Origin of the sequence: Streptomyces venetus, from assembly GCF_039540295.1 — a bacterium.
Taxonomy (GTDB): Bacteria; Actinomycetota; Actinomycetes; order Streptomycetales; family Streptomycetaceae; genus Streptomyces; species Streptomyces venetus.
The window spans coordinates 270,681-285,859 of record NZ_BAABET010000013.1; the positions used below are offsets into that span (position 1 = coordinate 270,681).

16 protein-coding genes and 2 pseudogenes are annotated in these 15,179 nt (G+C 71.7%); 8 read left to right on the forward strand and 10 right to left on the reverse strand.

The genetic code is table 11. The features are described 5' to 3' along the window. Positions 1-68 precede the first annotated feature (68 nt). A complete protein-coding gene (locus ABEA82_RS34765) occupies positions 69-1,226 on the forward strand; it encodes an MFS transporter (protein WP_345665749.1) in 1,158 nt (385 codons plus the stop codon). Between the two features lie 40 nt (positions 1,227-1,266). On the opposite strand, the gene ABEA82_RS34770 is transcribed toward ABEA82_RS34765, so the two are convergent. The 4 genes from ABEA82_RS34770 to ABEA82_RS34785 form a co-directional block, all read right to left on the reverse strand. Further along, entirely contained in the window at positions 1,267-1,788 is a 522-nt protein-coding gene (locus tag ABEA82_RS34770; protein WP_345665723.1) for a MarR family winged helix-turn-helix transcriptional regulator, read from the reverse strand. Between the two features lie 48 nt (positions 1,789-1,836). Continuing rightward, positions 1,837-2,031: a ferredoxin gene (locus ABEA82_RS34775; protein WP_345665724.1), complete on the reverse strand. Its 195-nt coding sequence runs from the start codon at positions 2,029-2,031 to the stop codon at positions 1,837-1,839. Between the two features lie 23 nt (positions 2,032-2,054). Then, on the reverse strand, positions 2,055-3,287 hold the full coding sequence (locus ABEA82_RS34780; protein ID WP_345665725.1) for a cytochrome P450: 1,233 nt from the start codon (positions 3,285-3,287) through the stop codon (positions 2,055-2,057). 127 nt (positions 3,288-3,414) lie between these two features. Further along, positions 3,415-4,155 (reverse strand): response regulator transcription factor, encoded by a 741-nt coding sequence (locus tag ABEA82_RS34785; protein WP_345665726.1) that lies wholly within the window; start codon positions 4,153-4,155, stop codon positions 3,415-3,417. Between the two features lie 134 nt (positions 4,156-4,289). Here ABEA82_RS34785 and ABEA82_RS34790 point away from each other — a divergent pair, with 134 nt between their 5' ends. From ABEA82_RS34790 to hemC, 3 genes are all read left to right on the forward strand, one after another. Continuing rightward, the gene (locus ABEA82_RS34790) at positions 4,290-5,270 is read left to right on the forward strand and encodes an ATP-dependent DNA ligase (protein ID WP_345665750.1); all 981 of its coding nucleotides are present in this window, start codon (positions 4,290-4,292) and stop codon (positions 5,268-5,270) included. A 138-nt stretch (positions 5,271-5,408) separates the two neighbouring features. Continuing rightward, positions 5,409-6,182, forward strand: coding sequence for an NPP1 family protein (locus ABEA82_RS34795; protein ID WP_345665727.1), 774 nt, complete (start codon positions 5,409-5,411; stop codon positions 6,180-6,182). Between the two features lie 106 nt (positions 6,183-6,288). Continuing rightward, a complete protein-coding gene (gene hemC, locus ABEA82_RS34800) occupies positions 6,289-7,224 on the forward strand; it encodes a hydroxymethylbilane synthase (protein ID WP_345665728.1) in 936 nt (311 codons plus the stop codon). 24 nt (positions 7,225-7,248) lie between these two features. Here hemC and ABEA82_RS34805 read toward each other — a convergent pair whose 3' ends face one another. From ABEA82_RS34805 to ABEA82_RS34815, 3 genes and pseudogenes are all read right to left on the reverse strand, one after another. Continuing rightward, a complete protein-coding gene (locus ABEA82_RS34805; protein WP_345665729.1) occupies positions 7,249-7,770 on the reverse strand; it encodes a hypothetical protein in 522 nt (173 codons plus the stop codon). 212 nt (positions 7,771-7,982) lie between these two features. After that, positions 7,983-8,230, reverse strand: a pseudogene (locus tag ABEA82_RS34810) (ABC transporter permease); the annotation flags it as partial. 4 nt (positions 8,231-8,234) lie between these two features. Continuing rightward, a pseudogene (locus ABEA82_RS34815) lies at positions 8,235-8,494 on the reverse strand (MarR family transcriptional regulator); the annotation flags it as partial. Positions 8,495-8,815: 321 nt separating this feature from the next. On the opposite strand from ABEA82_RS34815, the gene ABEA82_RS34820 reads away from it, so the two are divergent. After that, on the forward strand, positions 8,816-9,607 hold the full coding sequence (locus ABEA82_RS34820) for an RNA polymerase sigma factor SigF (protein WP_345665730.1): 792 nt from the start codon (positions 8,816-8,818) through the stop codon (positions 9,605-9,607). A gap of 33 nt (positions 9,608-9,640) precedes the next feature. Here ABEA82_RS34820 and ABEA82_RS34825 read toward each other — a convergent pair whose 3' ends face one another. Continuing rightward, positions 9,641-9,961 carry an ANTAR domain-containing protein gene (locus ABEA82_RS34825; RefSeq protein WP_345665731.1) on the reverse strand — a complete coding sequence of 107 codons (321 nt, stop codon included), beginning with the start codon at positions 9,959-9,961 and terminating at the stop codon, positions 9,641-9,643. Positions 9,962-10,210: 249 nt separating this feature from the next. On the opposite strand from ABEA82_RS34825, the gene ABEA82_RS34830 reads away from it, so the two are divergent. Then, entirely contained in the window at positions 10,211-11,014 is an 804-nt protein-coding gene (locus ABEA82_RS34830; protein WP_345665732.1) for a VOC family protein, read from the forward strand. 72 nt (positions 11,015-11,086) lie between these two features. Here the strand turns inward: ABEA82_RS34830 and glgX are convergent, their stop codons facing one another. Both glgX and ABEA82_RS34840 read right to left on the reverse strand, forming a co-directional pair. Further along, entirely contained in the window at positions 11,087-13,252 is a 2,166-nt protein-coding gene (gene glgX, locus ABEA82_RS34835) for a glycogen debranching protein GlgX (RefSeq protein WP_345665733.1), read from the reverse strand. Next, a complete protein-coding gene (locus tag ABEA82_RS34840; protein WP_345665734.1) occupies positions 13,249-13,761 on the reverse strand; it encodes a pep a2 in 513 nt (170 codons plus the stop codon). The genes glgX and ABEA82_RS34840 overlap by 4 nt, the downstream gene beginning before the upstream one ends. Before the next feature lie 363 nt (positions 13,762-14,124). Between ABEA82_RS34840 and ABEA82_RS34845 the strand changes: the two genes are divergently transcribed. Both ABEA82_RS34845 and ABEA82_RS34850 read left to right on the forward strand, forming a co-directional pair. Then, positions 14,125-14,451 carry a DUF5133 domain-containing protein gene (locus ABEA82_RS34845; protein ID WP_345665735.1) on the forward strand — a complete coding sequence of 109 codons (327 nt, stop codon included), beginning with the start codon at positions 14,125-14,127 and terminating at the stop codon, positions 14,449-14,451. 46 nt (positions 14,452-14,497) lie between these two features. Beyond that, on the forward strand, positions 14,498-15,179 hold a 682-nt coding region (locus ABEA82_RS34850; protein ID WP_345665736.1), incomplete at its 3' end, for a maltotransferase domain-containing protein.

Consider the following 15,179-nt stretch of genomic DNA (forward strand, 5'->3'; position numbering starts at 1 on the left):
GGGCCAGGCGTGCGGCGGACGACGATCGCCTGGTGACTGCTTCGAGACACCGCCGACCCGTCGTCCTGATGTCCCTGGGGCACGCCTGCGTGGACGTGTACCAGGGAGCCGTGGCCGCTCTGGTGCCGTACTTCGTCGCCGAACGCGCCTACTCCTACGCCGCCGCCTCGGGCGTCGTCCTCGCGGCCTCCCTGCTGTCGTCGCTGGTGCAGCCGCTGTTCGGGGTGCTCACCGACCGGTGGGCGATGCCGTGGCTGCTGCCGCTCAGCGCGCTGACGGCCGGGGCCGGTGTCGCCCTGAGCGGGCTGACCGGCTCCTACGCGCTGACCCTGGCGGTGGTCGGGGTGTCCGGGGCCGGGGTCGCCGCCTACCACCCGGAGGCCGCCCGGGTGGCGCGGGCCGTCGCGCGGGGCCGCCATACGGCGATGGGCTGGTTCTCCTTCGGCGGCAACGCCGGTTTCGCGTTGGCGCCCCTGCTGGTCTTCGCGGTGGTGTCGCTGGGCGGGCTCAGCGCCTCTCCGTTGCTGGCCGCCCCGGCCGTGGCGGGGGCGGCGCTGTGCGCGGCGGCGGTGCGCACGGCCGGGTCCGGCGCCGGGAACGCCGGCCCGTCGGCCGCCGTGGGCCGCGACGACTGGGGGTCGTTTCTGCGGCTGTCCGGCGCGGTGGTCTGCCGCTCGGTGGTGTTCGTCGGGCTGAGCGCGTTCGTCTCGCTGTACGTGCGGGAGCGGACCGGCGGCGGGGCGGCGGCCGGAACGGCGGCGCTGTTCGTGCTCTACGCCGGTGGTGCGGCGGGCACGCTGGCCGGGGGCCGGCTGGCCGAGCGCTACGGGAGGCTGGCGGTGGTACGCCGGTCCTACGCCCTGACGGTCCTGGCGGTGACCGGTCTGGTGCTGGTGCCGGGGCCGGCGGTGTACCTGTTCGTGGCGCTGACCTCGGCGGGCCTGTATGTGCCGTTCTCGCTGCACATCACCCTGGGCCAGGACTTCCTGCCCCGGCGGGTGGGCACCGCGAGCGGTGTCACGCTGGGGCTGACCGTGAGCGTCGGCGGTCTCGCCGCGCCGGCGCTCGGGGCGCTGGCCGACGCGACGTCCCTGCGGGTGGCCCTGCTGCCGCTGGTCGCGCTTCCCGCGCTGGGCCGGCTGCTGCTGTGCCGACTGCGCGAGCCCGTGCCACCGGCTCCCGGAATCGCGGAGTGGGCGGACCCGCGCGACCCGGCCGCGCGGTGAGCCCGGGACCAGGGCCCTGTGAACGGCGTGGGTCCGCGGATCAGGCACTGCCCGCCGGGGCGGACTGGGGCACGGGCTGGGGGTCGGGCTCGCCGGCGTGGGCGAGGAAGTCGTCGACCATGCGATGGAACAGGGTGGCCAGTTGCCGCAGCTCCTCGGGCGACCAGTCGGACAGGGCCAGCTGCATACCGCGGACTCCGACCTCGCGGATCTTGGTGATGGCCTGCCGGCCGGCGTCGGTGAGTTCGATGCGCTGGGCGCGGCGGTCGTCGGGGTCGGGGACGCGGGTGACGTAGCCGGACCGCTGCAGCTGCTGCACCGTGCGGGTGACGTGCGAGGCCTCCACACCCAGACGGGCGGCGAGCTCCCCCGGCCGCAGCGGCTCGGAGTCGGCGATCTGCCGCAGCAGGGCGACGGCGGCCCGGTCGAGCGGCACGCCCGCCAGGGCCATCAGCCGGTCGTGCTGGCGGGCGCGCGTGCTCAGATAGGTGATGCGGGTGAGCGCACGCTCGATCTCGATGACTTCCTGGGTGGGGACGTCGGGGAGCGGTGGTGTGGACATGAGCGCCACTTTACCATCTCGTTGCGTAACTCAAGTAAATTGAGCGGTTCACTCCATCAGCCGGATCGCGGCGGCCGGGCAGATCGCCACGGCCTCGCGCACGACGTCCAGGGACCCGGCGGCGGGCTTCTCGTCCAGCACGAAAGCCACACCGTCCTCCTCCCGCTGATCGAAGATCTCCGGAGCGGCCATCACGCACTGCCCCGAGGCTACGCACTTCGGCTCGTCCAGTTCGACACGCATGCTTGTCTCCTCCGGTTTCCGGGTCACCAGGTGACGGGCAGTTCGTAGACGCCGTAGACGGATCCGTCGTGCTTGAACGGCAGCTCCGCCACCGGAGCGGCGAGCCCCAGCGTCGGGATGCGGCGGTAGAGGGTGCTGTAGACCACCTGGAGTTCCATGCGGGCCAGCGGCTGGCCGAGGCACTGGTGCACGCCGAAGCCGAACGCGATGTGCCGGCGGGCGTCGCGCCGCAGGTCCAGCCGGTCCGGGTCGGCGAAGGCGTCGGGGTCCCGGTTGCCGAGGTCGTTGGGCAGGACCAGGCCCTCGCCGGCCCGGACGACCTGCCCGCCGATCTCGATGTCCTCCAGCACCGCCCGGCGACGTCCGTTGTGCACGATGGTCAGATAGCGCAGCAGCTCCTCGACCGCCGAGGCGACCAGCTTCGGGTCGTCGGTGTCGCGCAGCAACGCGAGCTGCTCGGGGTGTTCGAGCAGGGCGAGGGTACCGAGCGCGATCATGTTGGCGGTGGTCTCGTGCCCGGCGATGAGCAGCAGTACGCCCATGCGGGCCGACTCCCGCCGGGTCAGCTCCCCGGCCTCGACCCGTTCGACCAGCCCGGAGAGCAGATCGTCCGCCGGACGGGCCGTCTTCTCACCCATCAGCTCGTCGAGGTAGTCGATGAGCCGTCCGTGGGCGGCCGTCCGGTCCTCCATGGCCGCGTCGCGCTTGATGAGGATCCTGCTGTTCTCCTGGAAGAAGTCGTGGTCCTCGTAGGGCACCCCGAGCATCTGGCAGATCACGAGCGAGGGAACGGGCAGCGCGAAGGCCTCGACCAGGTCGACCGGCCGGGGGCCGGCGAGCATGCCGTCGATGAGGTCGTCCACGATCTTCTGCACGCCGGGCCGCATCGCCTCCACGCGTCTGATCGCGAACGGAGCCGTCACCATACGGCGCAGCCGCGCGTGCTCCGGGTCGTCCATGAGGATGAAGCTGGCGTTGTTCCCACCGCCGCCGGCGGCAGCCTGGAGGGGGTATCCGGGCCGGGTGATGTCCGCGCTGACCCGGGGGTCGAGCAGCAGGGCGCGCTGGTCGTCGTACCGGGTCACCAGCCAGGGCGTACTGCCGTCCCAGAGACGGACCCTGGTGAGCCGGCCCTCGTCCTGCCGGGCCGTCAGGTCCGGGGGCGGGTCGAACGGGCAGCCCGCCGCCCGCGCCATGGGGTACTCGGGGGCCGGTGGGGCCGTGCCGATCGTGCTGTCGGCGAGGGTGTCGGCCATGCTTCTCCTCGGTCGTGGGGGCGGAGTGCGTTGTCGAGGCCTCGGGGAAGCACATGCAAACAGAGGGGGCTGACGCCGTCCCGTCAGTTTCCTGACAGACGGCTGACGTGACCCGGCTCACAGTGCGTCAGGGTTCGAGGTCGGCGCGCCCGAGCCAGTAGCCGAAGCCGCGGCGGGTGTGGATCAGCGCCGACGCGTGGTGATCGACCTTGCGGCGCAGCCGGGAGACGAGCTGCTCGATCGCGTTGCCGCCGCGCGGGTCGCCCCAGACGACTCTGCCGATCTGCTCCTTGGAGAGCACCCGGTGCGCGTTGACCAGGAGGTGACGCAGCAGGCGGTACTCCGCTGGGGTCAGGTCGAGCGTGCGCGCACCGCGGCGCGCCCGGCACCGGGCGTCGTCCAGGATCAGATCGCCGTAGCCCAGTTGCCCGGCGCGATCCGGGTCGGGGACCGAAGCACGCAGTAAGACGTGGATACGGGCCAGGACTTCGGCCACGCGGAAGGGCTTGGTGACGTAGTCCGTCTCCCCCGGGCCCAGTTCGGGCAGCAGGCCGGGGAGGGAGTCGCACACCGTCAGCAGGAGGGCCGGCGGGCGGTGGGCGAGCATGACCGGGCGCCGTCGGCCCAGCTCCGCCAAGTCGGGCAGCTCTCCGTCGAGGACGACGAGATCGAACCGCTGCCGTCCGACCCGCGCCAGCGCCTCCGTCCCGGAGTCGGCCAGACTGATCCGGTATCCCGCCAACTCCAGTGTGGTGGACAGCAGTTCCGCCAGCTCCGGCTCCCGCGCGACGACCAGCACATGCTGCCCGTCCCCGCGCGCGAGCGTCGACGTCTCACGGAGCGTGCCGTACGGCGACGAGGTAGCCATACGCCCACCCTACCGCTCTACTTGCCTGACTCAAGCAATGCCTGCCGCTCCCCGGATTCCGGGCATCGACGCCGTTCAGGCGAAAGACGCGGAAAACGGGCGTGACCGCACTCCGGTACGTCCACATCTCACCCGTGGACCTGCCGCTGATCCCGCCCATGCTCGCCACGCCCGGCACGCTGCCGCCCGCCGCGCAGGACACGCGCTGGGCCTACGAGACCAAGCAGGACGGCCAGCGCGCGGTGGTCTATCTCCGCGGGGACGGCAGCGTGCTCATGCGCGCCCGCTCCGGGGAGGACATCACGGGCGCCTATCCCGAACTGCTGCCGCTCGGCGCCGCCCTCGGTCCCGTACCGGCCGTGCTGGACGGAGAGGTCCTGGCCCTGGACGACGAGGGCCGGGCGAACTTCCAGCTGCTCCAGTCCCGCATGGGCCTGGCTCACGCGCCGGCCAGGGCGGCCCGGCGGGCGGCGGAGGTCCCGGTCCACCTCGTGCTGTTCGACGTGATGCACCTGGCGGGCCACTCCCTGATCCGGCTCCCCTACGCACGTCGCCGCTCGGCCCTGGTGGACCTCGGTCTGGCCGGGCCCTCCTGGTCGACGCCGGCCGCGATCGTGGGCCACGGCGCCGAGGCCCTCGCCGCCACGCGCGAGCACGGCCTGGAGGGCCTGGTCTGCAAGCGGCTGGACTCGGTGTACGAGCCGGGGGTGCGCTCCCGGGCCTGGATCAAGATCCGAAACATGCGCACCGAGGACGTCCTGGTCGGCGGCTGGCAGCCCGGCAAGGGCCGTCTCACCGGCCTGCCCGGCGCGGTCCTGGTCGGACAGCGGGCCGCGGGGCGGCTGCGGTACGTCGGGAGCGTGGGCACCGGCTGGAGCGAGGCCGAACGGACGGAACTCGCCGGGCTGCTGCGGGCCGTCGCCACCGACGTCTGCCCCTTCGACCCCGCCCCGCGCGCTCCGGGCGCGCACTGGGTCGTTCCCCGGCTGGTCGGCGAGGTCCGCTACAGCACCCGCACCCGGGACGGACGACTGCGGCAGCCGTCCTGGCTGCGGCTCCGGCCGGACCTCACGCCGGGGGAAGCGGCGGCCGACATCCCGGACGACATGGTCTGAAACGGCTCCGGAAACCGACTGTTGGGCCGTGCTTCACTTCTGGGATCACACCTTCCTCTTGGCATGGACGCGTTCAGCCTGGAAGCTGAACCTCCCTTTCCCCCACAGCCGTTGGGCTGCGTCCAAGAGGAGGACGCAGTGTCGTCACGCCCGTTCGCACCCCGCAGGAGATGGCTCACCGGACTGGCCGGTGCCGCGGCCCTCGTCCTCGCCTTCCCCGCCGCCGCGTTCGCCGCCCCGCCGCGGGCACTGCCCGCCAACGCGGAGTCGCTGGAGCAGACGTTCCAGCCCGCCTACGACTACGACACCGACGGCTGCTACTCCACGCCGGCGATCGGCCCGGACGGCACGGTCAACGGCGGTCTCAACCCGACCGGCGCTCTCAACGGGAACTGCCGTGACGCCTCGGACCTCGACAACACCAACGGCTACTCGCGCTACAAGTGCAACAACGGCTGGTGCGCCGTCCTGTACGCGCTCTACTTCGAGAAGGACCAGGCCGTGGCCGGCAGCGGCATCGGCGGCCACCGGCACGACTTCGAGCACATCGCGGTGTTCGTGCAGGACAACCAGGTCAAGTACGTGTCGACGTCCGCCCACGGCTCGTTCGACGTCCACCCGGCGTCCGAGGTCCGCTTCGACGGCACGCACCCGAAGATCGTCTACCACAAGGACGGCATCAGCACGCACTGCTTCCGCCTGGCGGGCTCGGGCGACGAGCCGCCGGAGAACCACAAGGGCACCTGGCAGTACCCGCCGCTGGTCGGCTGGAACGGCTACCCGGCCGGGGTGCGCGACAAGCTCGCGTCCTACGACTTCGGCAGCGCCAACTTCGGCCTGAAGGACGCGAACTTCGCCAACCACCTCGCCTCGGCCAAGCCGTCCGGAATCTCGTTCGACCCGTACGCCTGAGCCCGCGCCGCCCGGCCGGTGGGCGCCGACCCCCGGCCGGGCCCGGCGACCAGCGGTCGGGGAGGTACGGCACGAACGCGCCCGCCGGAGGGTCTATCGTGTCCGCATGTCCGTCCCCGAACTGATCCGCATCGTCTCCCGCGACTCCCCCATGGCCCTCGCCCAGGTGGAGCGTGTCCGGACCGAGTTGGCAGCCGCCCATCCCGGAGTGCGCACCGAGGTCGTGCCGGTGAAGACCACCGGCGACAAGTGGATGGGGGACCTGTCCCAGGTCGAGGGCAAGGGCGCGTTCACCAAGGAGGTCGACGCGGCGCTGCTGGCCGGCGAGGCCGACCTCGCCGTGCACTGCGTGAAGGACGTGCCCGCCGACCGGCCGCTCCCGGCGGGCACCGTGTTCGCCGCGTTCCTCGAGCGGGACGACGTCCGCGACGCCCTGATCCACCCGGACGGCCTCACCCTGGACGAGCTGCCGGCCGGGACGCGGATCGGCACCTCCTCGGTGCGCCGGGTCGCCCAACTGGCCGCCACCCATCCGCACCTGGAGTGCGTGCCCTTCCGCGGCAACGCCAACCGGCGCCTGGCGAAGCTGGCGGCCGGAGAGGCCGACGCCCTGCTGCTCGCGGTCGCCGGCCTGGAGCGGATCGGCCGGCAGGACGTGATCAGCGAGATCCTCTCCACCGAGACGATGATGCCGCCCATCGGCGCGGGCGTCCTGGCGCTCCAGTGCCGCGAGGACGACGCCGACCTGATCGACGCGGTGAGCGGTCTCGGCGACCCGGACACCCACCGGGAGACGACGGCCGAGCGCATGTTCCTGCACGTGCTCCAGGGGCACTGCAACAGCCCGATCGCCGGGTTCGCGCACGTGGACCGCAGTGGCGAACTGTCGCTGCGCGCCTGTGTGTTCACCCCCGACGGCAAGACCCGGCTGAACGCCCACGAGTGGGCGGGCCGGCTCGACCCGGCCACGCTCGGCACCTCGGTCGCCGTGGCCCTGCTGCGGCAGGGCGCCCGCGAGATCATCGACGGTATCCCGCACTGACCGGCGGGCCGCCCTGACACGGGATCAGGCGGTGCCTTCGCCCGCCTGGTCCTGGAGGAAGACGCTGACCTGGTGCGCCAGGCTGTCCCGTACCGCGCCCTGCTGCGCCCCGGCGGGTCCCTCGTGCACCCCGATGCCGCCCGACCACAGCCGGCGGTCCGTCCACTCCTCCTCGACGCGCAGTTGGACCTGTACGTCCACGAGCCCGAGGGACGCCTCGGCGCCGGCCGCGTAGAGGACGGCGGTGGCCCGGCGCAGCGGATAGACGTCGAAGCCCTCGATGAACTGCGAGTTGCGCCAGTCGACGAAGGCACTCTCCCCGTCCGGGCCGATCCGCACGTCGATCTGGCCGTCCTCGAGATGGACGCCGAGGTGCCGGCTGCCGCGGTTCTCGACCGTCACGCGGAGGCAGAAGTACGTCAGCCCGTCAGCGGCGTCGTCACGACCCCGGGGCGGCTCGGCCGGCTCCAGACCGTGGACGCGGACACGCAGACCGGCATGCTCGTCGTACTCCTGCCAGTCCCCGACCACGTTCGGCTCGTACACGGTGCCCCTCTCGACTTCTGGAAGCTGCTTCCTATCTGTGGTCTCAGCGCACTGTCAAATGAGCAGAATGCGCTGTGGCCAGGCAGTTCATCCCTTTTGATCGGTGATCAAGCCGTGCCCAGCAGTTATCCGGAAACAGGCGGAGAAAGCGGTTGCCGAGGCGTGCCGCACATCACTTTCCCGAGTGAAGATCAGCGGGCCAGACGGCCCAGCACTTCGTAGCCGAGGGGGTCGGCCTTGCTGACGGCCTGGAGCCGGCCCGGCATCACGGACACCGGGTACAGGGCGCTCGAGCGGGCCGAGCCGAGGACCACGATCGCGGCGACGGCGAGCAGCTTGGCCGGGTTCCAGGTCAGCGCCGCGCCGAGCAGCGCGGCGATGAGGAGGACGACACCGCCTGGACGAGCGACTTCACACCGGCCGCGAAAGCCTTGCCGGTGATCAGGGCCCCGGGGGCGGTCAGGCAGCAGCCGGGCGGCCCGCCGGTCGGCCGGGTCGGTCTCGCGGACCAGGCAGCCCGCCCGGGGCAGCTGGTTGACCAGGGTGGACACCGAGTTGGCCGCCAGACCGAGGTCCCTCGCCGCGTCGGAGATGCCGATGCCGGGCCGGGTCACGACCAGTCGGAGCAGCTCCACCTCGGCCCCGCGCATCGGGGGGGGGCGGGCATCTCCCGGCGCAGGCGCCGGCGGATCAGCCGCTGGACCCCGACCAGCGCGTCGGCCAGCTCTTCGAAGCTCTTCGGGGAAGATCTCCGGCTCCATACGCCGAGATCAGCTCTGCGACAGAGGCAATCGGCCCAAGGCGAGGTCGACAGCCGCACCCGGAGCGGTAGCGGGCCTGGGGCCGCCTGCGCAGGCCCGGGCCCACTATTGGGCGTATTGTCGGAGTTGTTTCGTAATTTCCCGCCCGGGAATGGGCGATGAAGTGCTTCGGACTGGAGGCACGTCCGTGGGAGCCGCCCGGGCCCCCGGGTCCCCTCCTGAGGTCCGATCCCGGCCTCCCACGGTGTCCGTCCATTCGGCACCTGCTCAGGGAGGTGCGCACCATGCGTATCGCCGGCAGCACCAGAACGCACCCCCACGACGACGCCCCCGACACCGCCGCGGCGTTCGATCGCCTCGCGCGGCTGCCCGAGGGGCCCGAGCGCAAGGCCCTGCGCGACGAACTGGTCGAAGCCTGGCTCCCCATGGCCGAGCGGATCGCCGTCCGCTTCAGGGGCCGTGGCGAGGCGCTCGAGGACCTGTACCAGGTAGCGGCCCTCGGCCTGGTCAAGGCCGTCGATCACTACGACCCGGCCCGGGGCAACGCCTTCGAGGCGTACGCCGTGCCGACGGTCACCGGCGAGATCAAGCGCCACTTCCGCGATCACATGTGGACCCTGCACGTCCCCCGCCGGGTACAGGACCTGCGCAACCGGGTGCGGCACGCCGTCAAGGAGCTCTCCCAGACCACCCCGGGCCGGTCCCCCACCGTCGCCGAGATCGCCGAGTACGCGCATCTCACCGAGGGCGAGGTGCGTACCGGCACGGAGGCCCTGGAGTGCTTCTCCGCGCTGTCGCTGGAGGCGGAGATGCCCGGCACGGACGGCTACGCCCTCGGGGACGCGATCGGCGGGCCGGACCCGGCCTTCGACACCGTGGTCAACCGCGTGGCCGTCAAGCCCTGTCTGGAAGCGCTGCCGGAGCGCGAGCGCATCATCCTCTACCTGCGGTTCTTCAAGGGCATGACACAGAGCCGCATAGCGGAGCAGCTCGGCATCTCTCAGATGCACGTCTCACGACTGCTCAGCAGTTGCTTCGCCCATCTCCGGGAGGAACTGCTCACCGAGGCCCGTTGAGCGCGGGACCGGCAAAGGCGCCGCCAGGGCGGATCACCGCTCCGGCGGCGCTCCGGGGACCTGGGTCGGTCCCACCCGGTCGAGGGCGTCCTCCAGAGCGGTCCGTATCTCCCGGGGCATCGCGCCCGTGCGCCCCCAGACGAGGATCAGTTCCGCGACACTGCGCAGCTTGATGTTGGTGTGCTGGGAGACGTCCTTCAGCACGGCCCACCCCTGGTCGGGTGAGACCCGGCCGAGCGCGACGATCATCCCGATCGCCTGGTCGACGACAGCGTGCGAGACGACCGCCTCCTTGAGCTGCTGGACCTCTTCCTGCAACTCGAAGATCCGCTCCGAGCCCCCGTCCGTGGGCATGGTCACCTCCCGGTCCGGTGCGCCGCTGTCCGCGTGGCCCCACATGGTGCTTGAGTGCCTTGACGCAGTGTCCGACGCCTCCATCGTCGTCACTCGGGCCGCCCGGTGCCACCGGGGCGGTCCAGGCCGGTTCACCACACCGTTTCGGCACCGCCGCCGGGGTACTCGGCAGGCGCCCACGGGGGTTCCGGTTGGACACTGGTGTCATTCCTCCGGTGGCTGCCGGCCGACGAGATCAGGACGCGACCCATGAACCACGACATGCCCACCCCCTCCGGCACCAAGGACGTCGTCTCATCACACTCGGTGTTCGGCGCGCCCTGCTGGGTGAGCCTGACCAGCCGGGACGTCAAGGCGACGGAGGAGTTCTACGGGGCCGTCCTGGGCTGGGAGTGGCGGCCGGCCAAGCTCGGCGACCGTTTCCGGATCGCACTGGCGGACGGCTCGCCGGTGGCCGGGATCGCCGGGGTGGCCACCATGTGGCAGATGGCGGTGGCGTGGACGCCGTACTTCGCCGTGCGGAGCGCGGACGCCGCGGTGGCACGGGTGCAGGAACGCATGGGTACGGTCGCGGTCGGGCCGATCTCCCTGCCCCCGGGGCGGGCGGCGCTGCTGGCCGACCGGGACGGGGCGACTTTCGGGATCTGGGAGGGCGACCTGTTCACCGACTGGGAGACCTGGCGCACCGCACAGCCGGCCTTCATCACGCTGCACACGCGGGACGCGTTCGACGCCGCCATCTTCTACGGCGAGATCCTCGACTGGGCGTCGGAGCACCCGGGCTGCTGCGAGGTCCACTACGAGGGCGGGGAGGTCGTCCTGCGCAGCCGTGGTGACGTGGTGGCCCGGATCGAGTCGGGGGCGCTGGAGGCGGCCCCGGACCCGGCGATCCGGCCGCACTGGCAGGTTCACTTCACCGTCGACGACGTCGAGGCCTGCGCCCGCGCCGCGGAACTGCACGGCGGCAGCGTACTGTCCAAGGGCAGCGACGAGGCCGTGCTGCGCGACCACGACGGCGCGCAGTTCACGGTGACGGCGCGCCGAGGTCACTGAACCCGCGGGGGGGCGCGCCGCCCGGCGGCCGCTCCCCACCGATCCCCACCGAACGCACGAGCCCCGGCCCCCTCATTCGGACCTGGACCTGCCACCGGACGCGCGTGACGGCCGGGACAGCAGGACCAGGCTGCGGGCACCGACGGTCAGGCCCGTGTTCGCCTTGTGCTCCGACTCGTCGGGGGTGCCTTCCGGGTCGGCCGTGTCGATCAGGGCCGACCAGAGTTCGCCGTAGGCGGCGTCCGGCAGGCGGAAGTCGACCGGCTCCCAGTGACTGTTGAACAGCAGCAGGAAGGAGTCGTCGGTGACGGGACGGCCGCACGAGTCCGGTTCGGCGATGGCGTCGCCGTTGAGGAAGACACCGACGGAGTGCGCGTCACCGCGCTGCCAGTCGTCGTCGGTCATCTCACGGGCGTCCGGTGCCAGCCACACCAGGTCGGGCAGCGGCTGGTCCGCGCGGGTCAGGGTCTCTCCGAGGAAGAAGCGGCGCCGGCGCAGCACGGGGTGCCCGGTGCGCAGCCTGATGACGTACCGGGTGAACTCCAGCAGGTCGCGCTGCTCCTCGGTGAGCCGCCAGTCGATCCAGGAGATCTCGTTGTCCTGGCAGTAGGCGTTGTTGTTGCCGCGCTGGGTGCGTCCGAGCTCGTCGCCGTGGGAGAGCATCGGGATGCCCTGGGAGAGGAGCAGCGTGGCGAGGAGGTTGCGCTGCTGGCGGGCGCGCAGCTCCAGGACCGCCGGGTCGCGGGTCGCGCCCTCGGCGCCGCAGTTCCAGGACCGGTTGGTGCTCTCGCCGTCCTGGTTGTCCTCGCCGTTGGCCTCGTTGTGCTTGTCGTTGTAGGAGACGAGGTCGCGCAGGGTGAACCCGTCGTGCGCGGTGACGAAGTTGACGCTGGCGCGGGGGCGGCGCCTGCTGTGCGCGTACAGGTCGGAGGAGCCGGTCAGCCGGGAGGCGAACTCGCCGAGGGTGTTGTCCTCGCCGCGCCAGAAGTCCCGCACCGCGTCGCGGTACATGCCGTTCCACTCCGACCACAGGGGCGGGAAGTTGCCCACCTGGTAGCCGCCCTCGCCGACGTCCCACGGTTCGGCGATCAGCTTGACGCGGCTGATCACCGGGTCCTGCTGGATGAGGTCGAAGAACGCCGACAGCCGGTCCACCTCGTGGAACTGCCGGGCCAGGGTGGCCGCGAGGTCGAAGCGGAATCCGTCGACGTGCATCTCGGTGACCCAGTACCGCAGCGAGTCCATGATCAGCTGGAGTACGTAGGGGTGACGCATCAGCAGGCTGTTGCCGGTGCCGGTGGTGTCGTAGTAGTGCCCCCAGTCGCCGTCGACCAGGCGGTAGTACGAGGAGTTGTCGATGCCCCGGAAGGACAGGGTGGGGCCCATCTCGTTGCCCTCGGCGGTGTGGTTGTAGACCACGTCGAGGATCACCTCGAGGCCGGCCGCGTGCAGGGTCTTCACCATCTGCTTGAACTCGGCGACCTGTTCGCCCCTCGTGCCGTGGGCGGCGTAGCCGTTGTGCGGCGCGAAGAAGCCGATCGTGTTGTAGCCCCAGTAGTTGGCCAGGCCGCGGTCGCGCAGCACGCCGTCGTGGACGAACTGGTGCACCGGCATCAGCTCCACCGCCGTGACACCCAGCGAGGTCAGGTGTTCGACGACCGCGGGGTGCGCGAGCCCGGCGTAGGTGCCGCGGAGCCCTTCGGGCACCTCGGGGTGAGTGCGCGTCATCCCCTTGACGTGCGCCTCGTAGATCACGGTGTCGGCGTACGGCCGGCAGGGCCGGGTGTCGTCGCCCCAGTCGAAGGACGGGTCGGTCACCACGCCGAGCATGGTGTGCCCCGCGCTGTCGGCCGGGTCGCGGCCCTCCGGATCGCGCTCGTAGAGCGAGGCGTGGTTGTCGATCTGCCCGTCCACCGCGCGGGCGTACGGGTCGAGGAGCAGCTTCGCCGGGTTGCAGCGGTGGCCGGCGGCCGGAGCCCACGGCCCGTGCACGCGGTAGCCGTAGCGCCGGCCGGGACCGACGCCGGGCAGGTAGCCGTGCCACACGAAGCCGTCGACCTCGGTCAGCGGCACCTGGGTGTGGGTGCCGTCGTCGTCGACGAGGACGAGCTCGACGCGTTCGGCGACCTCGCTGAAGAGCGCGAAGTTGGTGCCCTTCCCGTCGTGCTCGGCCCCCAGCGGGTAGGGGCGCCCGCTCCAGGCGGACACCCCTTCCCGGGTCTGCTTGCGGCGGGTCACCGGGCTTCCTCCAGGACCTCGTCCGGAGTGTCGGCCGGCCCGGCCAGCTGGGCCACCCTTACCTCGCGGGGCACGTCGAGCCCCTCGCTCAGGTGCGGCGCGGGCGCGGTCGGCACCAGCGGGACGCGTTCGCCTGCGCGGGCGCGCTGCGAGAACCAGATGACCTTGCTGCCGGTCTCGGTGGCACAGCAGCCCCAGCCGTCACTCATCGCCGCGAGGTGCTCCAGGCAGCCTCTCAGCTCCTGGTCCGGGCGCAGGGCGCGGTCGTTGTCCCCGATGGCGGTGATCAGGTGCTGCCCGTTCCACCACATCTCGATCGACGTGTTCTTGTCCGTGGCGTGCTCGTCGATGGCCTTGAGCAGCATCTCGGCACCGCCGCAGACGGGCTGGACGAGGTTGTCCAGGTCCCAGAACCTCAGGTGAGCGGCCAGAATGCGGCTGACCTGTCCCACCCGGTCCGGGCTGACTTCCACGTCGAGGTGGTAGTAGCAGGGCACTGCGGTCTTCATCGGTCGGCTCCTCACCGCGAAGCTCAGCTCCTCCTCGCTCCCGCGGTCTGCGGGACGAGCCCCGAACACGGAACGTGAGTGTGTATCGCTTCTGAGTCACCCTCAGAGTGAGGGTGCTAGCCCGTTCGTGCAACACGAGCGCACACCTGAGGCGGCAGTGCATACAAGTGAGCAGGCTCGGGCGTCCCCCGAAAGGCCCATGCGCGCGGCTGTCCGGCGAAGATCCAACAGGACGCTGCGTTCTCACGCGTGCACCATGTGTGAAGAACTCGATCGCCGTTACGGGTCCGTGCCGCTGTACGCACGGCCCCCGTCCGACCGTCGGGAGACCGTCCCCCTCGAGCCCGAAAGGTGATCGGCGCCATGCTGCTACCCGCCAAAGCCGAAGTCGCCCGGCAGTTGCGGCGTTACCGGGCCTGGGAACGCGTGATGCTCGCGGCACCCAACGACCGCACGGTCCGGGCCACGTTCGAGGACTCCGGTTACACGCTCTGCGTGCTGATGGGGAAACGGTGCGCGCGAGAGGCGGCGGACGCGGCCGAGCAGTACCTGCGCACGACCCAGGTCACCTGTCTGGAGGAACAGAGCGAGCGGTCCCTTCCGTCCGCCGCGGTCGGGCGGAGACGGCCGACGGCGGAGCGGCGCTCCCCGGCGGCCGGCCGGCGCCCTCCCGCACGTCTGGTCCCCTGAACCGGGCCCACGGGTCCGGCTTTCTAGCACGGTGGAGGTGAGGAGCATGAGCAGGACCCGGGCCATCGGCCGTGTCCCGGTACGGGATGTCCGCCCGGCCGTGGAGAACGGCAACCGGCCGGCCAAGGCGGTCGTCGGAGAGACGTTCGAGGTCACCGCCACCGTGTTCCGGGAGGGGCACGACGCCGTGGCCGCCAACGTCGTCCTGAAGGATCCCGAGGGCCGGCCCGGGCCGTGGACGCCGATGCGGGAGCTTGCCCCCGGGACGGACCGGTGGGGCGCGGAGGTCACCGCGGACGCCGTCGGCCGCTGGACGTACCGGGTGGAGGCGTGGAGCGATCCGGTCACCACCTGGCGCCGTACGGCAGGCATCAAGGTGCCGGCGGGTATCGACCCGGGTCTGGTCCTGGAGGAGGGTGCCGAACTCCTCGAACGGGCAGCGGCCGGCGTGCCGAAGGAGGACGGCCGCGCCGTGCTGCTCGGCGCGGCGAAGACGCTGCGCGACGATTCGCTGACCCCGTCGGCGCGGTGGGCGGCGGCGTTGACGCCGGAGGTGGACGAGGTCCTGGCCCGGCATCCGCTGCGGGATCTGGTCACCACTTCCGAACCGCTGCCGCTGCTGGTCGAGCGGGAGCGGGCCCTGTACGGCTCCTGGTACGAGTTCTTCCCCCGCTCCGAGGGCACCCGCACCCAGCCCCACGGCACCTTCCGCACCGCCGCCCGCAGAC